Raw genomic sequence first — 17,649 nt, forward strand, 5'->3', positions numbered from 1 at the left:
TAGCCCTCGACTGCATAGGAATTGATCGGTTTGCCTATTTTATAAGCTTCGCTATCATGCAACGTTCCGGCCAGACCTCTTCCATCTGCCTGTTAAAAGTCTGATAACGTTCCAAAATCAGGCGTATTAACAACTTGGCATAGACCCTGCTTTTGGGGAAGCCGGTTAGGAAACGGCTCACGATCGTCGCAGTTCGCGTCAATTATGAGCATTCCGGTGCTGTGCCGGAAGCAAGGATCAAACCAGACGGCGCCTCGCGCGACATCTGTACTCTGAATTTGGAAATGCCCGGGAGGCGCTCAGTGAAGAAGATTGAAGCCATCATCAAGCCATTCAAGCTCGACGAGGTAAAAGAGGCGCTTCAGGAAGTCGGACTGCAGGGTATCACGGTGACCGAAGCCAAGGGTTTCGGCCGGCAGAAGGGACACGCCGAACTCTATCGTGGCGCGGAATACATCGTAGATTTCCTGCCCAAGGTGAAAATCGAGATCGTGATCGGGGACGATCTGGTCGAGAAGGCCATCGACGCGATCCGCCGCGCCGCCCAGACCGGGCGCATCGGCGACGGCAAAATCTTCGTCTCCAACATCGAGGAAGCGATCCGGATCAGAACCGGAGAATCCGGGCTGGACGCTATCTAAGCCGGGTGCTATCCGAATTTTGCGACTGAAAAACAAGAAAAGGGCTGCTCCGGCGGCCTGATTTCGTTCGCGATACCTCAACCGATCGTCTGCGAAGTCTCGTTGTCGCTGGAGCGTTTTCAAGCGAAGTGGATACCGGTTCGCGTGAAGAAAACGCGTCAAAATAAACGACTGGAGCCCGGTTCTGATGCAATCAGAACCGACAAGGCTCCAGATTCCTGGAAACCGTCCCGCAGCCAAAAGGGGTATTCATGAAGACCGCCAAAGACGTCCTGAAATCGATCAAGGACAACGACGTCAAATACGTCGACCTGCGCTTCACCGATCCGCGCGGCAAGTGGCAACACGTAACGTTCGACGTCAGCATGATCGAGGAAGACACCTTTGCTGAAGGCCAGATGTTCGACGGTTCCTCGATCGCCGGCTGGAAGGCGATCAACGAATCCGACATGTGCCTGATGCCCGACCCGGTTACCGCGACGATCGACCCGTTCTTCGCCGAAACCACCATGGTCATCGTCTGCGACGTGCTGGAGCCGACCACCGGCGAGCCCTACAACCGCGACCCCCGCGGCATCGCCAGGAAGGCCGAGGCGATGGTGAAATCGTCTGGCGTCGGCGACACCGTGTTCTTCGGCCCCGAGGCCGAGTTCTTCGTGTTCGACGACGTGCGCTACCAGACCACCCCCTACAACACCGGCTTCAAGCTCGACTCCTCGGAACTGCCGATCAATTCGGATACCGAGTACGAGGGCGGCAATCTCGGTCACCGCATCCGCACCAAGGCCGGCTACTTTCCCGTGCCGCCGCAGGACTCGGTGCAGGACATGCGCTCGGAAATGCTCGGCGCCATGGCCAAGATGGGCGTCAAGGTCGAGAAGCATCACCACGAAGTCGCTTCCGCCCAGCACGAGCTCGGCATGAAGTTCGACACCATGACGCTGATGGCCGACCAGATGCAGATCTACAAATACTGCATCCACCAGGTCGCGCATATCTACGGCAAGACCGCCACCTTCATGCCGAAGCCTGTCTACGGCGACAACGGTTCGGGCATGCACTGCCACCAGTCGATCTGGAAGGACGGCAAGCCGGTGTTCGCCGGCAACAAATACGCCGACCTCTCGGAGACCTGCCTTCAGTACATCGGCGGCATCATCAAGCACGCCAAAGCGATCAACGCCTTCACCAACCCGTCGACCAACTCCTACAAGCGCCTGGTCCCGGGCTATGAAGCCCCCGTGCTGCTCGCCTACTCCGCGCGCAACCGCTCGGCCTCCTGCCGCATTCCCTACACGGCGAACCCGAAGGCCAAGCGCGTCGAAGTCCGCTTCCCCGACCCGATGGCCAACCCCTATCTCGGCTTCGCCGCGATGCTGATGGCCGGCCTCGACGGCATCAAGAACAAGATCGATCCCGGTCCTGCGATGGACAAGGACCTCTACGACCTGCCGAAGGAAGAGCTGAAGCAGATCCCGACGGTGTGCGGCAGCTTGCGCGAAGCGCTGGAAAATCTCGACAAGGACCGCGCCTTCCTCAAGCACGGCGGCGTGTTCGACGACGACTTCATCGACAGCTTCATCGAGCTGAAGATGACCGAAGTCGAGCGCTTCGAGATGACCCCGCACCCGGTCGAATTCGACATGTACTATTCGCAGTGATCCCGCGCGGCGTTCGCGCCGCAGGCATCACCGTCCAACAATGCGAAAGGCGCTCCTTGCGGGGCGCCTTTTGATTTTGTGGCGGTCATTTCCGCTCGCGCTCAAAGCAATCCGGGTTCCCGCGTGATCTTGCGGTTCCCGAATCCCAGTGAAGTCAAAATCTCTCCTAAATCGTGGCGGTGATTGTCGCTTTTAGACCTCGCTGGAGAGGTACTGGTACTGCAGAACAAATAAAGAGGCGGCATCAACCAAATGGCGACAAAAGATGGTTTCCTGCCGGACGATCGTTATCCTGTCTTTCTCTCCGAGCAAGCCGAAGAAACGGCGCAGCCGGATATCGGGAAGGCTTTGCGCAGAGCGGCTCTCTCGTCGCGAATCCTCAAGGCGAGTATTTTGGGGGTAACGGCGACGGCGGCGATCGGTATCGCGATCCTATCGGTAGAAAATCCAATCGCGCTCGTTGCGGACGTCACGGCTACCTGGGTCGAAAAACCGGCGCTTCAGCCTGACGCCGATCCGTCGGCGCCAGCAATTCAATCGATCGCCGGCACTCAGGATTTGCCGACGACGACAAGCGACGCACCGGCGCGCGACGAAATTGCTGCAGCTTCTGAACCTGCCGATCAGAACCAAACTGCGATCGCTCAGCCGTCAGCCGAAGCCTTGTTGAAAGAATTCGAGGCCTGGGCGGCCAAGGAAGATTCACGGGCACAGGTCGTGCCCGTACAGCCCGCGCAAGCTGCCCCAGTGCAGGTTGCGCAAGATGCCCCAGTTCAGGCCCAGCCAACGAAAAAACATCGACGGGCCCGGTCCGTGCACAATGCGCGAGCAGAGATCCGAACCCAGCGAAATCATCGAGCAAGGGTCCGGGAAGAGCAAAATGCACGGGTCGAGGTCCCGGCCGTACCGGACGCCCGAGCACAGGAGCAGTCAGTGCAAAATGCCCAGACACCGTCACTCCTGCAAAGCTTGGGTTTGCGTTAATGCAGCGTCACCGCAATCGCGCTTCGCCACGACCTCCGATGCAGCATTCGCGCGACCCGTTGGCTCATGCGGGCCTTGCTGCTGACTGATTTGCCTCCAGCGCAAGCGTAACTTCATGCAGCGGCGTGCGACAAACTGGCACGACGGGCAAATCAGTCAAAACCTGTCCAGTCCCTTCAGCAAAAATATTCTGCTTAACTTGGCACGCAAATCACCGGCATAACTCCGCCCGTCTCACGGCAGATGAGGGGCGTTGGCCATCGTCACGAACGTGCGGTGAGATGCGATGGACGCTGAATGCGCGCTAGACGTACGCGCAGGAAGCGTACGGTGAAGTCGTGTGGTTCGGGCGCCGCGGTGCTGGCGTTAAGTTACGTGGAAGTTTTCCGCGTGGCGACGGTGGCAAGAAAGCCGTTCACCGGGAAGAGCACGAAGTAAGCCGTAAAGCCATTGCGCAGGGAAGGCCGGGATGCTCCCGCTGTACCTGTATGCTCGTGTGCGCGTTCTTAGTGCGCAAATTGCACACGAGACCGCGGGTGCGGCGCGCACCCGGTCTTCCCTGCGCCCTCTGATTTCGAGGAGGGCAAAAGGAGATGCAAACCTCGGGCGCAATGCGCCGCGAGATCGCCACCTCACATTCAACTGTCATCGTCCGCCTTGTGCGCAATTGCGCACTGGGGCGGACGATCCAGTATTCCAGAGACGCCAATGATTGAATCGAGAAGCCGCGGCGTACGCGGAGAGCGCGTTGCGCGCCCGCGCTCGAATGACAATCCCCTACGCCGCCCGCTTGTGCGCCTTCAGCGCCGCGCCGAACGCTTCGAACAGTTTTCGATTGATCGGGTTGCGCTGCGGGTCGTACTCGGCGTGCCACTGAACGCCGAGCGCGAAGCTTGCGGCGTCCGCGATCCGGATCGCTTCGATGGTGCCGTCTTCGGCGATGCCTTCGATGACGACGCGCTGGCCGGGTTCGAGGATGCCCTGCCCGTGCAGCGAATTCACCCGGATGGTTTCGCAGCCGAGCAGATTTGCAAAGGTGCCGCCGGGCGTCAGGTGGACGTCGTGCCGGTCGGCAAACACGACCGTCGGGTCGGGGTGGATGTCGCCGTTCTCCAGCCGCGGCATGCGGTGGTTCATGCGACCGGGGATCTCGCGGATTTCCGGGTGCAGCGAACCGCCGAAGGCGACGTTCATTTCCTGCAGGCCGCGGCAGATGCCGAAGATCGGAACACCGCGGGCGACGCAGGCCTCCGTCAGCGCCAGCGCGACGTCGTCGCGATGGATGTCGTAGGGCTCGTGCCGCTCATGCGGCTCGGTCTTGAAGCGTGTCGGATGAACGTTGGCCCGCGCGCCGGTCAGCACGATCCCGTCGACGACGTCGAGCAGCGCGCCGATGTCGGTAATCTCGGGCGAGCCGGCAAACATCAGCGGCAGCGCCCCCGCCACGTCGGTGACCGCGCGCAAATTGCGCTCTCCGACCATCTGCGTCTGGAAGCGATTTTCAACGCGATAGGCGTTCCCGATCACACCGACCACGGGCCGTCTCATCGCAAGAATTCCGCTGTCATCGTCCTGTGCAAGGATCTTCCGGGTTGGGCCATGAATGCAGAAGATAATGCCTGCGAGGCGGCGGCGGATCAACATCCGCAGAGCTTTAGCGGAGCTGCCCTGCTATTTTCGCGTGAAGGCCTCCCGGGCGTCGGTCCCGTCGACCCCGGGCAAGCCGGCCGCCCGGAGCGCGGTGGCCGCCGTATTGTCGCCCCCAGTCAGCCACGGCAGTTTCGCCTGGATTCCGCGCGTAACCGGCTCGCCCAGCACACCGCCGAAATCGAGCGGCCAGTATCCGTTCGGCACGACTTCGACCGATACCCCCTGGAGACGATAACCCTTGCCGAGCACCGCTTCGGCATCGTCGGGCGGCACCACCCGCGCGGTGCCGGAATTGGCCGGATCGCCAAAGGTGGCGAGCACCGGGATCAGCGCGCCCTTCACCGGCACGATGCCGGTCAACCGGCTCATCTCGCTGAACGGCACGCGCTTGCCGGTGGCCGCGTTGTAGGCGCGCAAGGCGACGTAGTTTACGTCATCCAGCACGAGCTTCCCGTCGACATGCGCCAGCAGCGCGACAAGGTTCTTGCCCTGCCCGAGTTCGACGAAAACGGCCTCGCCGAGGGTACGGGTCTGGCCGCGGCGGGTGTAGCTGCGATCGGGATGGACGGCCATCACGCCGGACGCCGATCTGCGCCCCAGCGGCGTCTCTACCTCGACCGTCAGGCGATATTTGTGGGCAGGCCGGTTGATCCTGATCTGGTCGCCGATCACGAGCGCCGCCAGCAGCGCAATCGGGCCGAACCATTTCAGAATCATCTCACCCCTCGCCGCGCCGGATTCATGGCATCGCTTGGCACACGGGATATGTCGGCGTCAAACCGGCGCTTGATACTGGCCGCGTTTTGGCGAAAGACTGACGGAACGATATTCTGCGAGAAGGAATCAACGTGACAGGTCCGGTTGACAATCGCCTTCAGGCCCGCAGCGATCTGGCATGGGCGATCTCGGTCGGCGGCATCGGCGTCCTGCTGTTTGCCGGGCTGTTGCTGTTCACCTGGTATTTCGCCGCGACGCTGTTTTTGATCTTTGCCGGCATGCTGATCGGCGTCGCGCTCAACGCCATGAGCAACCTGCTCGGGCGCGTCGTCAAGCTCCCCCATTCGCTGCGGCTCACCGTGGTCTGCCTGGTAGTGGCCGGCATGCTGTCGGGGATCATTTTTCTCGGAGGCTCCACGATCGCCCAGCAGACGGCCGCGTTGAGCGATACGATCAAATCGCAACTGGTCACCGTCAAGGCGTTCCTCGAAAGCAACGGCATCGACACCAGCCTGTTCGATTTCGGCACTCTGTCGGCGCCCGCGGACTCTCCTGCGCCGGCGACGCCCAGCGCCGCAGCGACACATAGCCTTCCCAGCGCCGGCACCATTGCGGCCAGCGGCGGCGCCATCTTCAGCCAGAGCCTGAAACTGATTCTCGGGACCGTCAGCGCGGTCGGAAATTTCTTTATCGTGCTGTTTCTGGGTATCGCGTTTGCGACCCAGCCGAGCGTCTACCGCAACGGCCTGTTGTTCATGGCGCCGGCCAAACATCGCCCGCGCGCGATTCTGATCGTCGACCGGATCGGCGAGACGCTGGAGCGCTGGCTGATTGCGCAGATCATCACCATGATCGTGGTGTTTCTCGTGACCTGGATCGGCCTGTCGATCATCGGCATCCAGAGTTCGTTCATCCTGGGCATCCAGGCCGGACTTCTCGCCTTCATCCCAACCGTCGGCGCGATTCTCGGCGGGCTGATCGTGGTGCTGGCGAGCCTCGCCTCCGGATGGGTCGCGGCCCTCTCCGCCTTCATCCTGTTCCTCGGCGTGCACGCGCTGGAAAGCTACGTGCTGACGCCGATCATCCAGCGCCAGGCGCTGGATATTCCGCCGGCCACGCTGTTTGCGTTTCAGATACTGCTCGGCGTCGTGTTCGGCATCTGGGGGCTGGCGCTGGCGTTGCCCCTGATGGCGATCGCCAAGGTGATGATCAACCATTTCAAGGCGGAAGCTGTGCCTGTCGCGATCACGACCGGCTGATGACTTCAGTCCGCCGTGGTCAGCACCGTCTCGGTATGCTCGACTTCGGGCGGCGAAGCAAAATACGGCCCGACCAAAGCGCGCCAGGCGGTGAAATCTTCCGAGCCGCGAAAATCCACCGTGTGGTTCTCGAGCGTTTCCCATTGCGCCATCAGCCGGTAGCGCTGCGGCTTCTCGATCGATCTGTGCAGCTCAAAGCCCTTGCCGCCCTTGGCACGCAGGAACAGCGGACGCGCCTTGGCAACGGCCGCCTCAAAATCCTTCTCGGTGCCGGGCTTGACGTCGATTTGTGCGATTTCGGTGATCATCGGAGTTACGCCTTCTCATGAGAATTCGCGTGTCTAGCCCAGCCGCCTAAAAAGCAAAAGGCAGATGCACCCCATCTGAGTTGCTGCGACGCACGCTGGCGGCACCAAGCATGACGAAATCGTGCAGGCGACATGCTCTCGCCTCAACCCTGTTTGGTGTAGGCTCGCGCCAAACAACGAGCGGCAAGCTCGCGGACCGCAGGGAGAGAAATCATGAACCTCAATCGGATCCTGTTTTCCTTCACCCTGGCCGCGGCGGGCGTGCTCACCTTGGCGGCGCCATCGCGCGCCCAGCAGCCGGCGACGGTCGCGATCGACAACGACGACATCGGCGGCGTGGTAGCCGGCCCCAACGGCCCCGAAGCCGGCGTCTGGGTGATCGCGGAGACCAACGAGTTGCCGACAAAATTCGCCAAGATCGTCGTCACCGACGATCAGGGACGCTACGTGATCCCGGACCTGCCACTGAGCGTGAACTACGCGCTCTGGGTCCGCGGCTACGGGTTGGTGGACTCGCCGAAGCTGCGGGCCAAGCCCGGCCAGCAGGTCAATCTCACGGCGGTGCCGGCGCCAAACGACGCGGCGGCGGCCCATTATTACTCGGCGATCTACTGGTACACGATGATGAAGATCCCGCCGGCAAAGGATTTCGGCGGCAGCACCGAGATTCCGAAGGAGATCACGCAAGACATCTGGCGCCAGCGGATGAACAATGTCGACTGCATCGGCTGCCATCAACTTGGCCAGGAATCCACGCGTACCATCCCGGGTGCGTTCGGCGAATTCAAGTCGCACGAAGAAGCCTGGGTGCGCCGCGTCTCCTCAGGCCAAACCGGGGAATGGATGGTGAACCGGCTCGCTGGCCAGCTCGGCGGCGTGCCGTTCAAGTATTTCGGCGACTGGACCGACCGGGTTGCCAAGGGCGAGCTACCAAAGTCCAAACCGCCGCGGCCGACCGGCATCGAGCGCAATATCGTCATCTCGTCGTGGGAATGGGCGACCGAGAAGCACTTCGTCCATGATCTGATTTCCTCGGACCGGCGCTATCCGACCGTCAACGCCTACGGCCCGCTGTACGGCGCGAACGAATACTCGTCCGACGACATGCCGATTCTTGATCCGAAGACCCACAAGGTGACGTTCTCGAAAATGCCGGTCGCCGATCCCAATGCGCCGGAATCGTTCGGCCCGCCGCTCCATGGCACGGCCGGGCTCAATCCGGTCAGCCCCTCTCCCTATTGGGGCGATGAGAAGATCTGGAGCCAGCGCGCCAACAATCATAACAGCATGTTGGACAAGAAGGGCCGCGTGTGGCTGGCGGCGGCGGTGCGCGGCATCGAAAATCCGGCTTACTGCCGCAAAGGGTCGGACCATCCGTCGGCCAAGGCCTTCCCGCTCGAACGCTCAGGCCGGCAAGTGACGGTGTTCGATCCCAAAACCCAAAAATACAGCTTCATCGACACCTGCTTCGGCACCCATCATCCGCAGTTCGGCTACGATGCCGATGATACGCTTTGGCTCTCGGGGACCGGCCCGGTCGCCGGCTGGGTCAACATCAGGCTATGGGACGAGACCGGCGATGCCGTCAAAGCGCAAGGCTGGGCGCCGTTCGTTCTGGACACCAACGGCAACGGCAAGGTCGACGAATACACCGAGCCGGGGGCACCGGCGCAGGCAGGCAGAGACATGCGGATCGCAGGTTCAGGCCCCTACGCCGTGATGCCGCATCCGACCGACGGCTCGGTCTGGTACACCGTCAACGTGTTCGTCGGCCCACCCGGCTTCATGCGCTTCGACCCCAAAACCAAACTATCGGAGTTTTATGCCATTCCGAAGGAAGGCATCGGCGTCCGCGGCGGCGACATCGACAAGGACGGCGTGCTCTGGGGCTCGGGCTCGAACGGCAGCCTGATCCGCTTCGATCGCAGCAAATGCAAGAGCCCGCTGAACGGGCCGAATGCGACCGGCAACCACTGCCCAGAGGGCTTCTCCTACTTCAAGTATCCGGGACCCGGTTTCGAAGGCTTCGAGAACTCCAGCGCCGAGGCGAGCTATTACACCTGGGTTGATCACCACAACACGAGCGGCCTCGGCGAGAACATCCCGATCTCCACCGCCAACCTCAACGACGGCTTCGTTGCCTTCAAGGACGGGCAGATGGTGATGCTGCGTATCCCCTATCCACTCGGCTTTTTTGCCAAGGGCCTCGACGGACGCATTGACGATGCGGGTGCAGGCTGGAAAGGGCGCGGGCTGTGGAGTTCAAGCGGCGACCGCACACCCTGGCTGATGGAGGGCGGCAAGGGCTCAAAACCGCGGGCGGTGCATATTCAGGTACGCCCCGATCCGTTGGCGAAGTAAAGGGATCAGCGGCTAGCCGAACAGCAGCACCGTGCCGGCTACTATCAACGCACAGCCGATGAACATGATGGCAGGCCAGCGCATTCTGCGTTGATCATAACGCCCCTGCGCACGACGCTCGGTGATGAGCGCCATCTCGAATTCTTCCGAGGTCGAAAACCTGCAGCCAAAACCGCCGCGGGCCGAAGTTGCTGCCGCTTCGAGCGACATCAACGCCGCCTGGGAATTTCGTCTGCGCGTTGAATCCATAACGCAGATGATATGGACGGAATGGTAAACGGGAGGTTACCGCGCGCCATTTCCGAAAGAGACCGATCCAAAAGTGTTGGATCAATCTCCGGAGATATCGCCTTGTTTAAGCGCGACGTTCAGGTGGTCGCCGGCACCGGGCGTGGCGAAGCTGCGCGACCCGCGGTCTTGCGCCGCCAGTTCTCCAGCGAGAGCGGCAGCTCTTCCGCGGCCTCGACCTGGTTACGGCCGCCGCGTTTGGCCTGGTAGAGCGCGGTATCGGCCGCCGCCAGCAGCACTTCCAGCTCCGTGCCCGCCGGTCCGCCGGCGACGCCGATGCTGACGGTGGTGTCGACCGGGCCTTCCTCGCAGACGATGCCGGACGCCTCGAACGCCTCGCGCACGCGCTCGGCCACGATCACGCCCTCGTCCAGCGAACACGCCAACAACGCCGCGAACTCCTCGCCGCCGATCCGCCCCGACAGGTCGCTGATGCGCAAATTGCTGACCACGACAGTAGAGAACAATTTGAGGATCTCGTCGCCCGCCGGATGGCCGAAGCGGTCGTTGATGCTCTTGAAATGGTCGATGTCGAAAATCATTACCGTCACCGGCCGCCCCGCAGCGGCCTCGCGTTCGATCACCCGGTTGCTGGCTTCCGAAAAACCGCGGCGATTCAACATTCCACTCAGCGGATCGACCGAAGCCGCGGTCTTGTGCACCGTCACGGCGCGGTCCGACACCAGCATGAAGATGACGAACACCGTGCCGATCGCGTACAGCACCAGTTCGATCGAGAACGCCGTCACCCAAATGCTGCTGGTGAAGGTTTCGTCATGCGGGCGCAGCAGACTGCCGAGCAGGATCGGCAGCGCCAGCACGCAACCATGCATCACGGGCACGACAATCGTCGGCCAGCGCTTGTGCATCGTCCGCCGCCGTTCGCTCCACAATTCGGAAGCCGTCAGCCCCGCATAGATCGCCACGATCGCCGCGCCGACGATCAGCCGCATGGCGGGATTCAATGATGGCGCAGCCAGCACCATGCCGACCCAGGCGACCGCGCCAAACAACAGCCCCGGCAGATTCGGCTTGCGGCCGTGGAAGACGCGCGCGGCGTTCCAGACCATGCCGCAGGCCACGAAGCCGAGCGCATGCAGCGCCAGCAACAGCGGCTCGCCGAGTTTGGCGCCCCCGATGGTCCAGATCGCCACCGACGATGCGCCAAGCAGATAGGCCGTCCCCCACCACTTCAAGGCTGAAATGTCTTCCTGCTTGCCGAACAGCAGCAGCATGGCCCCGAGCATGCCTGCGACCATCGTGGCAAACAGATATAACGTGGACGTATCGAACGACATGGGCTCACCCGAACGCGTGTGATGCAACTTGTTCGGCGCACACTGAAATGCAATTTCGCGCCAGCGCATCCGGGACACTAGGAGCGCCGTGTTCCAATTTCGTTTGTGCAGGTAAGCAAGTTTTCACGAAAATCCGTGGTAACCCATCACTAAATAGTAAGCAAAAAGGGCGCCGATCGGCGCCCTTTTTCGTCTGGTGAATGCAGCCACCGCTGCAAATTTTAGCGAAACAATTAGCGCTTCGAGAACTGGAACGACTTGCGCGCTTTCGCCCGGCCGTACTTCTTGCGCTCCACGGTGCGGGAGTCGCGGGTCAGGAAGCCGCCCTTCTTGAGGACGCCGCGCAGATCCGGCTCGAAATTGGTCAGCGCCTTGGAGATGCCGTGACGCACGGCACCCGCCTGGCCCGACAGACCGCCGCCGGCGACCGTGCAGATGACGTCGTACTGGCCGGCGCGTGCGGCGGCGACCAGCGGCTGCTGGATCAGCATCCTCAGAACGGGGCGGGCGAAATAGATCTCGACTTCGCGGGTGTTGACCACGATTTTGCCGGCGCCCGGCTTGATCCAGACGCGGGCGACCGCGTCCTTGCGCTTGCCGGTGGCATAGGCACGGCCGTATTTGTCGACCTTCTTGACGTATTTCGGCGCTTCCGGAGCGGCCGTCTTCAGCGACGCCAACTGGTCGAGCGACTGCATGGTATCCGACATCTTATGCGGCCCTCATGTTCTTGCGGTTCATCGAAGCGATATCAACCTTCTCGGGCTGCTGGGCTTCATGCGGATGTTCGGCGCCGGGATAAACGCGCAGATTGCCCATCTGCACGCGGCCGAGCGGACCGCGCGGAACCATGCGCTCGATGGCCTTCTCGAGCACGCGCTCGGGGAAGCGACCTTCGAGGATCGACTTCGCGGTGCGTTCCTTGATGCCGCCGATGAAGCCGGTGTGCTTGTAGTAGACCTTGTTGTCGCGCTTGCGACCGGTCAGCACGACATGCGCCGCGTTGATGATGACGACGTTGTCGCCGCAATCGACGTGGGGCGTGTAGGTCGGGAGGTGTTTGCCGCGCAGCCGCATGGCGACGAGGGTGGCGAGCCGGCCGACCACCAAACCCTTGGCGTCGATCAAGACCCACTTCTTCGTCACATCGGCGGGCTTTGCCGAATAGGTTTTCATGTGAGGAAATCCGTGAAAATGGAAATCGGCGCCAGATGCGCCGAACTGGCGGGTTTCTAGAGAACGGCGCGGCGTCCGTCAACGCCAAGATGCATAAATTAAAGCTGCAAAAACAATCGCTTATAAATATGGTGCAATATTACCGCTAAAAACCCTATGTATTTGGAATGGAGTAGGTCACCGTCACATGGGCGATCGGATCGGGCGATGATCCCGACAGCAGGTTGACCTCGCCGACCGCCAGCCGCTTGCCGAGCTTCAACAGCCGCGCCGCGGCCAGCACGTCCTGCCCCGGCAGACCCTTGCGCAGGAAATTGATGTTGAGATTGGTCGTCACGGCAAGCCCCACCGGGCCGATTGCCGAGAGAAGCACCACATACATCGCGAAATCGGCCATCGCCATCAGCGTCGGCCCCGACACCGTGCCGCCTGGACGTAGCATGCGCTCGTCATAGCGCCGCCGCAGCAGGCAGGTCTCGCCATCGGCGCTCTCGATGGTGATATCGCCATCGCTGAAGGCTTGCGGAAATTCCTCGCGGAGGAACTTCTCCAGCTCAGCCACGCTCATTTTCGCTGCCGCCATGCCGCCCCTGCCCTCGATTCAGGCTGCCTGTTACATTAGGTTGTCATCAAAGCCCAAATAAAAATCTCGGAGTGGAAACCTCAGAAATGCCCGCCCAGACCGCTCGCGCACCCACACCGCAACCTCCGATCCTGCTGCAGGAAAACGTCGGCAGCATCCGCCTGCTCACCCTCAACCGGCCGGCGGCGCGCAACAGCCTGTCGGAGGGTCTGATCGCCGAGCTGCACGGCGCGCTGAAGCAAATCCATGACGACAACAGCGTCCGCGCCGTCGTCATCGCGGCCAACGGCCCGGCCTTCTCCGCAGGCCACGACATGAAGGAACTGACCGCCCGCCGCAGCGATTCCGATCGTGGCCGCGCCTATTTTGGGCAGATCATGAACGCCTGCAGCGCGATGATGCAGGCTGTCGTGCATCTGCCGAAGCCTGTCGTCGCCGCCGTGCAGGGCGTCGCGACGGCCGCCGGCTGCCAGCTCGTGGCGAGCTGCGATCTCGCGGTCGCCTCCGAGGCCGCAGGCTTCGCCACTCCCGGCGTCGATATCGGCCTGTTCTGTTCGACGCCCATGGTGGCGCTGTCGCGCAACATCCCGCGCAAGCAGGCGATGGAGATGCTGCTCACGGGCGAGCCGATCTCGGCTGTGACGGCGAAGAATATCGGCCTCGTCAACCGCGTCGTCGCCGCCGGCACCGAACGCGATGCGGCGATCGCGCTGGCGCAGAAGGTCGCGCTCAAGTCCGCCTATACCGTCAAGCTTGGCAAGGAGGCGTTCTATCGGCAGGCCGAAATGAGCCTTGCCGACGCCTATCGCTATACGGCGGAAGTGATGACCGAGAACATGATGGCGCGCGACGCCGAGGAAGGCATCGGCGCCTTCATCGAGAAGCGTGAACCGAAGTGGCAGGATAAGTGATCCGTCATTGCGAGCGAAGCAATCCATGGCGCCACGCGCAGAAAGAATGGATTGCTTCGTCGCTTCGCTCCTCGCAATGACGCAAGAGGATACAGATGAACCACGACGCCTACGACGACGATTACATCCGCAGTACCCTCAACGGCGTGAAGTCGATCGCGATGGTCGGCGCGTCGCCAGTCAACGTGCGACCGAGCTACTTCGCCTTCAAATATCTGGCGCAGCGCGGCTACGACATGATTCCGGTCAATCCCGGCCATGTCGGAAAACACCTGCTCGGAAAACCCTTCGTCGCCTCGCTGTCGGATATCGGCCGTCCCGTCGACATGATCGACATCTTCCGCAATTCCAGCCACATCATGCCTGTTGTTGACGAGGCCCTGACACTGTCGCCGCCGCCGAAGGTAATTTGGATGCAGCTCGGCGCGCGCCACGACGCGGCTGCCGCGAAGGCCGAAGCCGCCGGCCTCAAGGTGGTGATGAACCGCTGCCCGAAGATCGAGTATGGACGGCTGTCGTCGGAAATTTCATGGATGGGAGTCAATTCGCGCACGCTGAGTTCGAAGCGCGCGCCGATCCCGACACAGGGCATGCGGCTCTCGCTCAACCGGACGAGCGTCGGCGGCGGCGCAACCGCCGCGTCGGATCGCGCGGCAAAGAACAAAAGCGAGCCGACGTGAAGAAACAAGAAACAATTATTTCGAAGACGCGGCCTGACGAAGCAGACCCGTTTCCAATCCGCCAGATGTGAAGCCTCGCCTTGACGGCGGACGTGGCTGCCATCAGCATCGCCCACGCATTTTCGAGCAAGCCAAAGAACAGGACGTAAAGAATGACCGATCGTCTCCCGGGATTTTCGACCCTTGCCGTGCATGCCGGTGCGCAGCCCGATCCTACCACCGGCGCGCGGGTGACGCCGATCTATCAAACCACGTCCTTTGTGTTCAACGATGCCGACCATGCCGCCTCGCTGTTCGGGCTGCAGGCGTTCGGCAACATCTATACCCGCATCGGCAACCCGACCACCGCGGTTCTGGAAGAGCGCATTGCGGCGCTGGAAGGCGGCACCGCGGCGCTTGCGGTCGCCTCGGGACACGCGGCGCAGGTCGTCGTGCTGCAGCAATTGATGATGCCGGGCGACGAGTTCATCGCCGCGCGAAAACTCTACGGCGGCTCGATCAACCAGTTCACGCATGCATTCAAGAGTTTTGGCTGGAACGTGGCGTGGGCCGATCCCGACGACATCGGCAGTTTCGAGCGCGCGGTGACGCCGCGCACCAAGGCGATCTTCATCGAATCGATCGCCAACCCCGCCGGCAGCATCACCGACATCGAGGCGATTGCGGAAGTGGCCCGCAGGGCCGGCGTGCCGCTGATCGTCGACAACACGCTGGCGACGCCGTACCTGATCCGCCCGATCGACCATGGCGCCGACATCGTCGTACACTCGCTGACGAAGTTTCTCGGCGGCCACGGCAATTCGCTCGGCGGCATCATCGTCGACGGCGGCACCTTCGACTGGTCGAAGGACAACAAATATCCGATGCTCAACGAGCCGCGGCCGGAATATCACGGCATCAGAATCCAGGAGACCTTCGGCAATTTCGCCTTCGCGATCGCCTGCCGCGTGCTTGGATTGCGCGACCTCGGCCCGGCGATTTCGCCGTTCAACGCCTTCATGATCCTGACCGGAATCGAGACGCTGCCGCTGCGCATGCAGAAGCATTGCGAAAATGCCAAGGCGGTCGCGGAATTTCTAGCCGGACATTCCGCCGTGGCGTCGGTGAACTATGCCGGCCTCGCCAGCGACAAGTACAACAAGCTGGCGCGCAAATACGCGCCGAAGGGCGCCGGTGCGGTGTTCACCTTCAGCCTGAGGGGCGGCTACGACGCCGGCGTCAACCTGGTGTCGAACCTGAAACTGTTCTCGCATCTGGCCAATGTCGGCGACACCCGTTCGCTGGTGATTCACCCGGCATCGACCACGCACAGCCAGCTCGACGACGCCGCCAAGGTGAGGTCCGGCGCCGCACCCGATGTCGTACGCCTGTCGATCGGAATCGAGGACAAGGAAGATCTGATCGCGGATCTGGAGCAAGCGCTGACGGCGTAAGGGCCCTCGACCGTCATTGCTAGGACGGTGACTACAACCTCATCATGCCCGGGCTTGTCCCAGGCATCCACGTTCTTGAACGCCGCTGAAGTAAGACGTGGATGGCCGGGACAAGCCCGGTCATGACGATGAAGACCGCCGCTGGCCGCTTCTCCCCGAGCCGCAATGCTTCCGAAATCACAAGCCTCTCGTTAACGCTCATTCCGGCATAAAGTGGCGCTGAGCCGCCCTCGATGATTCGGAGCAAACGATGCTGCGCTGGATGATGACATTTTTGGTCGCGACTTTCGCGGTCGGAATCGCTGCGGCCGCCGACGACACCCCTGCTCCCAAGCGCGCCGCGCCCAAAAACGCCGCGGTTGGCGCTGCCGGCAAATTGCCGCCCGGCCTGCCCCGCGCCCATTACAAGTACCGGACCACGGTCGCCCCGGCCGCAGCGCCGCTTTACGTGCGGCGCGGCCGCACGTTGGTGGTCGAGGAAGAGGATCCCGACGTGCTGTTCACGCCGGTGGGCGTCGTGCCCTATGCGCCGCGCGTCTACGGCACGCCACTACTGCCGGGTTCATCGACGCTGCCCGGCTATTACGGAACCAGCCATTCCTACAGCTATGACGGTGCCTATTACGGCGGCCCCTCCTATGGTCCCTATTGGAACCGCCTGCCGTATGCTTGCGGCGTATACGGATATTGCTAAACGCGCATTAGCCAAACAACGGAGACGGACGACCGACGTGGCAGGGGCACCGCAGAAAGCCAGCAAAACGGGCGCTGCCAATGCGATCACGGCGGACCTGGTCGCCGTCCTTGTCGCCGTCACCGACGGCGAGCCCAAGATCATGACCATCGCCAACGCCAGCGCGCTGCCGAGCGGCCCGTTCGAATTTGCGCACCGTTCGCTGCAGACGGGATTGCGGGCATGGGTCGAGGCGCAGACCGGCCATCCGCTCGGCTATGTCGAACAGCTCTACACCTTTGCCGATCGCGGACGGGCCGGAGATGCAAAATCGCCGCATTCGATCTCGATCAGCTATCTGGGCCTGACCCGCGAAGACAAGGTCGGCGCGGGTTTTGAGGCGCATTGGTCCGGCTGGTACGATTACTTTCCATGGGAGGATCAGCGGTCCGGTCTTCCCGCTACACTGGCGAAGACATTGGCATCCCGGCTTCGGGCGTGGTCGAAAACAGCAGCCACCGCAGGCCTGCAGCGTGAACGCTGGCAGCGCGCCGCCATCACGTTTGGCCTCGACGACCGCGAATGGAACGAGGAGCTGGTGCTGCAGCGCTACGAGTTGCTCTACGAGGCCGGCTTGATACCGGAAGCGGTCCGTGACGGGGCAGATGCCACTACCGTCATTCCTGGCAGGCAAATGACCGGAGATCATCGCCGCATTCTCGCGACCGGGATCGCGAGGCTGCGCGCCAAGATCAAATACCGTCCCGTGGTGTTCGAACTGATGCCGGCGGAATTCACCCTGCTGCAGCTGCAACGCAGCGTTGAGGCGCTTGCAGGCCGTCTGGTGCACAAGCAGAATTTTCGCCGCCTGATCGAGCAGCAGCAACTCGTTGAGGAAACTGGCGCAATCGCCGCCGACACTGTGGGCCGCCCCGCCAAACTGTTTCGGTTCCGCCATGCCGTGCTGGCGGAACGGGCGGTCGGCGGCACCAAGCTCCCGCTATCGCGCACTTGACATCGATTATG

18 protein-coding genes are annotated in these 17,649 nt (G+C 62.1%); 10 read left to right on the forward strand and 8 right to left on the reverse strand.

Features of this window, described 5'->3' with window-relative positions:
• Window positions 1-302: 302 nt before the first annotated feature.
• From V1279_RS18005 to V1279_RS18015, 3 genes are all read left to right on the forward strand, one after another.
• On the forward strand, window positions 303-641 hold the full coding sequence (locus V1279_RS18005) for a P-II family nitrogen regulator (protein ID WP_011441447.1): 339 nt from the start codon (window positions 303-305) through the stop codon (window positions 639-641).
• Window positions 642-892: 251 nt separating this feature from the next.
• Window positions 893-2,302, forward strand: a complete 1,410-nt coding sequence (gene glnA / locus V1279_RS18010) for a type I glutamate--ammonia ligase (protein WP_334438370.1) — start codon at window positions 893-895, stop codon at window positions 2,300-2,302.
• Window positions 2,303-2,554: 252 nt separating this feature from the next.
• Window positions 2,555-3,286, forward strand: coding sequence for a hypothetical protein (locus V1279_RS18015; RefSeq protein WP_334438373.1), 732 nt, complete (start codon window positions 2,555-2,557; stop codon window positions 3,284-3,286).
• A 777-nt stretch (window positions 3,287-4,063) separates the two neighbouring features.
• Here V1279_RS18015 and V1279_RS18020 read toward each other — a convergent pair.
• Together V1279_RS18020 and V1279_RS18025 are read right to left on the reverse strand one after the other, a co-directional pair.
• A complete protein-coding gene (locus tag V1279_RS18020; RefSeq protein WP_334438376.1) occupies window positions 4,064-4,834 on the reverse strand; it encodes a gamma-glutamyl-gamma-aminobutyrate hydrolase family protein in 771 nt (256 codons plus the stop codon).
• A 123-nt stretch (window positions 4,835-4,957) separates the two neighbouring features.
• Window positions 4,958-5,653, reverse strand: coding sequence for a hypothetical protein (locus V1279_RS18025; protein WP_334438378.1), 696 nt, complete (start codon window positions 5,651-5,653; stop codon window positions 4,958-4,960).
• 131 nt (window positions 5,654-5,784) lie between these two features.
• Here V1279_RS18025 and V1279_RS18030 point away from each other — a divergent pair, with 131 nt between their 5' ends.
• Complete coding sequence (locus V1279_RS18030; RefSeq protein WP_334438380.1) at window positions 5,785-6,912, forward strand: AI-2E family transporter; 1,128 nt, start codon at window positions 5,785-5,787, stop codon at window positions 6,910-6,912.
• Between the two features lie 5 nt (window positions 6,913-6,917).
• Here V1279_RS18030 and V1279_RS18035 read toward each other — a convergent pair whose 3' ends face one another.
• On the reverse strand, window positions 6,918-7,220 hold the full coding sequence (locus tag V1279_RS18035) for an antibiotic biosynthesis monooxygenase family protein (RefSeq protein ID WP_334438383.1): 303 nt from the start codon (window positions 7,218-7,220) through the stop codon (window positions 6,918-6,920).
• Between the two features lie 213 nt (window positions 7,221-7,433).
• Between V1279_RS18035 and V1279_RS18040 the strand changes: the two genes are divergently transcribed.
• Window positions 7,434-9,581 carry a carboxypeptidase regulatory-like domain-containing protein gene (locus tag V1279_RS18040; RefSeq protein WP_334438385.1) on the forward strand — a complete coding sequence of 716 codons (2,148 nt, stop codon included), beginning with the start codon at window positions 7,434-7,436 and terminating at the stop codon, window positions 9,579-9,581.
• A 12-nt stretch (window positions 9,582-9,593) separates the two neighbouring features.
• Here V1279_RS18040 and V1279_RS18045 read toward each other — a convergent pair whose 3' ends face one another.
• The 5 genes from V1279_RS18045 to V1279_RS18065 all read right to left on the reverse strand — a co-directional run bounded on the left by V1279_RS18045 (window position 9,594) and on the right by V1279_RS18065 (window position 12,926).
• Entirely contained in the window at window positions 9,594-9,830 is a 237-nt protein-coding gene (locus tag V1279_RS18045) for a hypothetical protein (RefSeq protein ID WP_334438387.1), read from the reverse strand.
• Between the two features lie 119 nt (window positions 9,831-9,949).
• The gene (locus V1279_RS18050) at window positions 9,950-11,167 is read right to left on the reverse strand and encodes a GGDEF domain-containing protein (protein ID WP_334438389.1); all 1,218 of its coding nucleotides are present in this window, start codon (window positions 11,165-11,167) and stop codon (window positions 9,950-9,952) included.
• Window positions 11,168-11,400: 233 nt separating this feature from the next.
• The gene (rpsI, locus tag V1279_RS18055; protein ID WP_334438392.1) at window positions 11,401-11,877 is read right to left on the reverse strand and encodes a 30S ribosomal protein S9; all 477 of its coding nucleotides are present in this window, start codon (window positions 11,875-11,877) and stop codon (window positions 11,401-11,403) included.
• 1 nt (window position 11,878) lies between these two features.
• On the reverse strand, window positions 11,879-12,343 hold the full coding sequence (gene rplM / locus V1279_RS18060) for a 50S ribosomal protein L13 (RefSeq protein WP_212423129.1): 465 nt from the start codon (window positions 12,341-12,343) through the stop codon (window positions 11,879-11,881).
• A gap of 154 nt (window positions 12,344-12,497) precedes the next feature.
• Window positions 12,498-12,926 (reverse strand): PaaI family thioesterase, encoded by a 429-nt coding sequence (locus V1279_RS18065; RefSeq protein ID WP_334438398.1) that lies wholly within the window; start codon window positions 12,924-12,926, stop codon window positions 12,498-12,500.
• A gap of 86 nt (window positions 12,927-13,012) precedes the next feature.
• Between V1279_RS18065 and V1279_RS18070 the strand changes: the two genes are divergently transcribed.
• The 5 genes from V1279_RS18070 to V1279_RS18090 all read left to right on the forward strand — a co-directional run bounded on the left by V1279_RS18070 (window position 13,013) and on the right by V1279_RS18090 (window position 17,638).
• Complete coding sequence (locus tag V1279_RS18070) at window positions 13,013-13,837, forward strand: enoyl-CoA hydratase (protein WP_334438401.1); 825 nt, start codon at window positions 13,013-13,015, stop codon at window positions 13,835-13,837.
• Between the two features lie 95 nt (window positions 13,838-13,932).
• Entirely contained in the window at window positions 13,933-14,517 is a 585-nt protein-coding gene (locus tag V1279_RS18075) for a CoA-binding protein (protein WP_334438405.1), read from the forward strand.
• A gap of 152 nt (window positions 14,518-14,669) precedes the next feature.
• Window positions 14,670-15,950, forward strand: coding sequence for an O-acetylhomoserine aminocarboxypropyltransferase (locus V1279_RS18080; RefSeq protein ID WP_334438408.1), 1,281 nt, complete (start codon window positions 14,670-14,672; stop codon window positions 15,948-15,950).
• A 250-nt stretch (window positions 15,951-16,200) separates the two neighbouring features.
• Entirely contained in the window at window positions 16,201-16,644 is a 444-nt protein-coding gene (locus V1279_RS18085; RefSeq protein ID WP_334438411.1) for a hypothetical protein, read from the forward strand.
• Between the two features lie 37 nt (window positions 16,645-16,681).
• Window positions 16,682-17,638 (forward strand): NUDIX hydrolase, encoded by a 957-nt coding sequence (locus V1279_RS18090; protein ID WP_334438414.1) that lies wholly within the window; start codon window positions 16,682-16,684, stop codon window positions 17,636-17,638.
• Window positions 17,639-17,649 lie beyond the last annotated feature (11 nt).

The sequence above is a fragment of the Bradyrhizobium sp. AZCC 1610 genome, assembly GCF_036924515.1.
In the GTDB taxonomy this organism is placed as follows: domain Bacteria; phylum Pseudomonadota; class Alphaproteobacteria; order Rhizobiales; family Xanthobacteraceae; genus Bradyrhizobium.

Excerpts from the sequence above, each read along its gene's own strand:
- glnA (WP_334438370.1), top strand. The coding sequence starts at position 893 with ATGAAGACCGCCAAAGACGTCCTGAAATCGATCAAGGACAACGACGTC.
- V1279_RS18015 (WP_334438373.1), top strand. The coding sequence starts at position 2,555 with ATGGCGACAAAAGATGGTTTCCTGCCGGACGATCGTTATCCTGTCTTT.
- V1279_RS18020 (WP_334438376.1), bottom strand. The coding sequence starts at position 4,834 with ATGAGACGGCCCGTGGTCGGTGTGATCGGGAACGCCTATCGCGTTGAA.
- V1279_RS18025 (WP_334438378.1), bottom strand. The coding sequence starts at position 5,653 with ATGATTCTGAAATGGTTCGGCCCGATTGCGCTGCTGGCGGCGCTCGTG.
- V1279_RS18035 (WP_334438383.1), bottom strand. The coding sequence starts at position 7,220 with ATGATCACCGAAATCGCACAAATCGACGTCAAGCCCGGCACCGAGAAG.
- V1279_RS18040 (WP_334438385.1), top strand. The coding sequence starts at position 7,434 with ATGAACCTCAATCGGATCCTGTTTTCCTTCACCCTGGCCGCGGCGGGC.
- V1279_RS18045 (WP_334438387.1), bottom strand. The coding sequence starts at position 9,830 with ATGGATTCAACGCGCAGACGAAATTCCCAGGCGGCGTTGATGTCGCTC.
- V1279_RS18050 (WP_334438389.1), bottom strand. The coding sequence starts at position 11,167 with ATGTCGTTCGATACGTCCACGTTATATCTGTTTGCCACGATGGTCGCA.
- rpsI (WP_334438392.1), bottom strand. The coding sequence starts at position 11,877 with ATGTCGGATACCATGCAGTCGCTCGACCAGTTGGCGTCGCTGAAGACG.
- rplM (WP_212423129.1), bottom strand. The coding sequence starts at position 12,343 with ATGAAAACCTATTCGGCAAAGCCCGCCGATGTGACGAAGAAGTGGGTC.
- V1279_RS18065 (WP_334438398.1), bottom strand. The coding sequence starts at position 12,926 with ATGGCGGCAGCGAAAATGAGCGTGGCTGAGCTGGAGAAGTTCCTCCGC.
- V1279_RS18070 (WP_334438401.1), top strand. The coding sequence starts at position 13,013 with ATGCCCGCCCAGACCGCTCGCGCACCCACACCGCAACCTCCGATCCTG.
- V1279_RS18075 (WP_334438405.1), top strand. The coding sequence starts at position 13,933 with ATGAACCACGACGCCTACGACGACGATTACATCCGCAGTACCCTCAAC.
- V1279_RS18080 (WP_334438408.1), top strand. The coding sequence starts at position 14,670 with ATGACCGATCGTCTCCCGGGATTTTCGACCCTTGCCGTGCATGCCGGT.
- V1279_RS18085 (WP_334438411.1), top strand. The coding sequence starts at position 16,201 with ATGCTGCGCTGGATGATGACATTTTTGGTCGCGACTTTCGCGGTCGGA.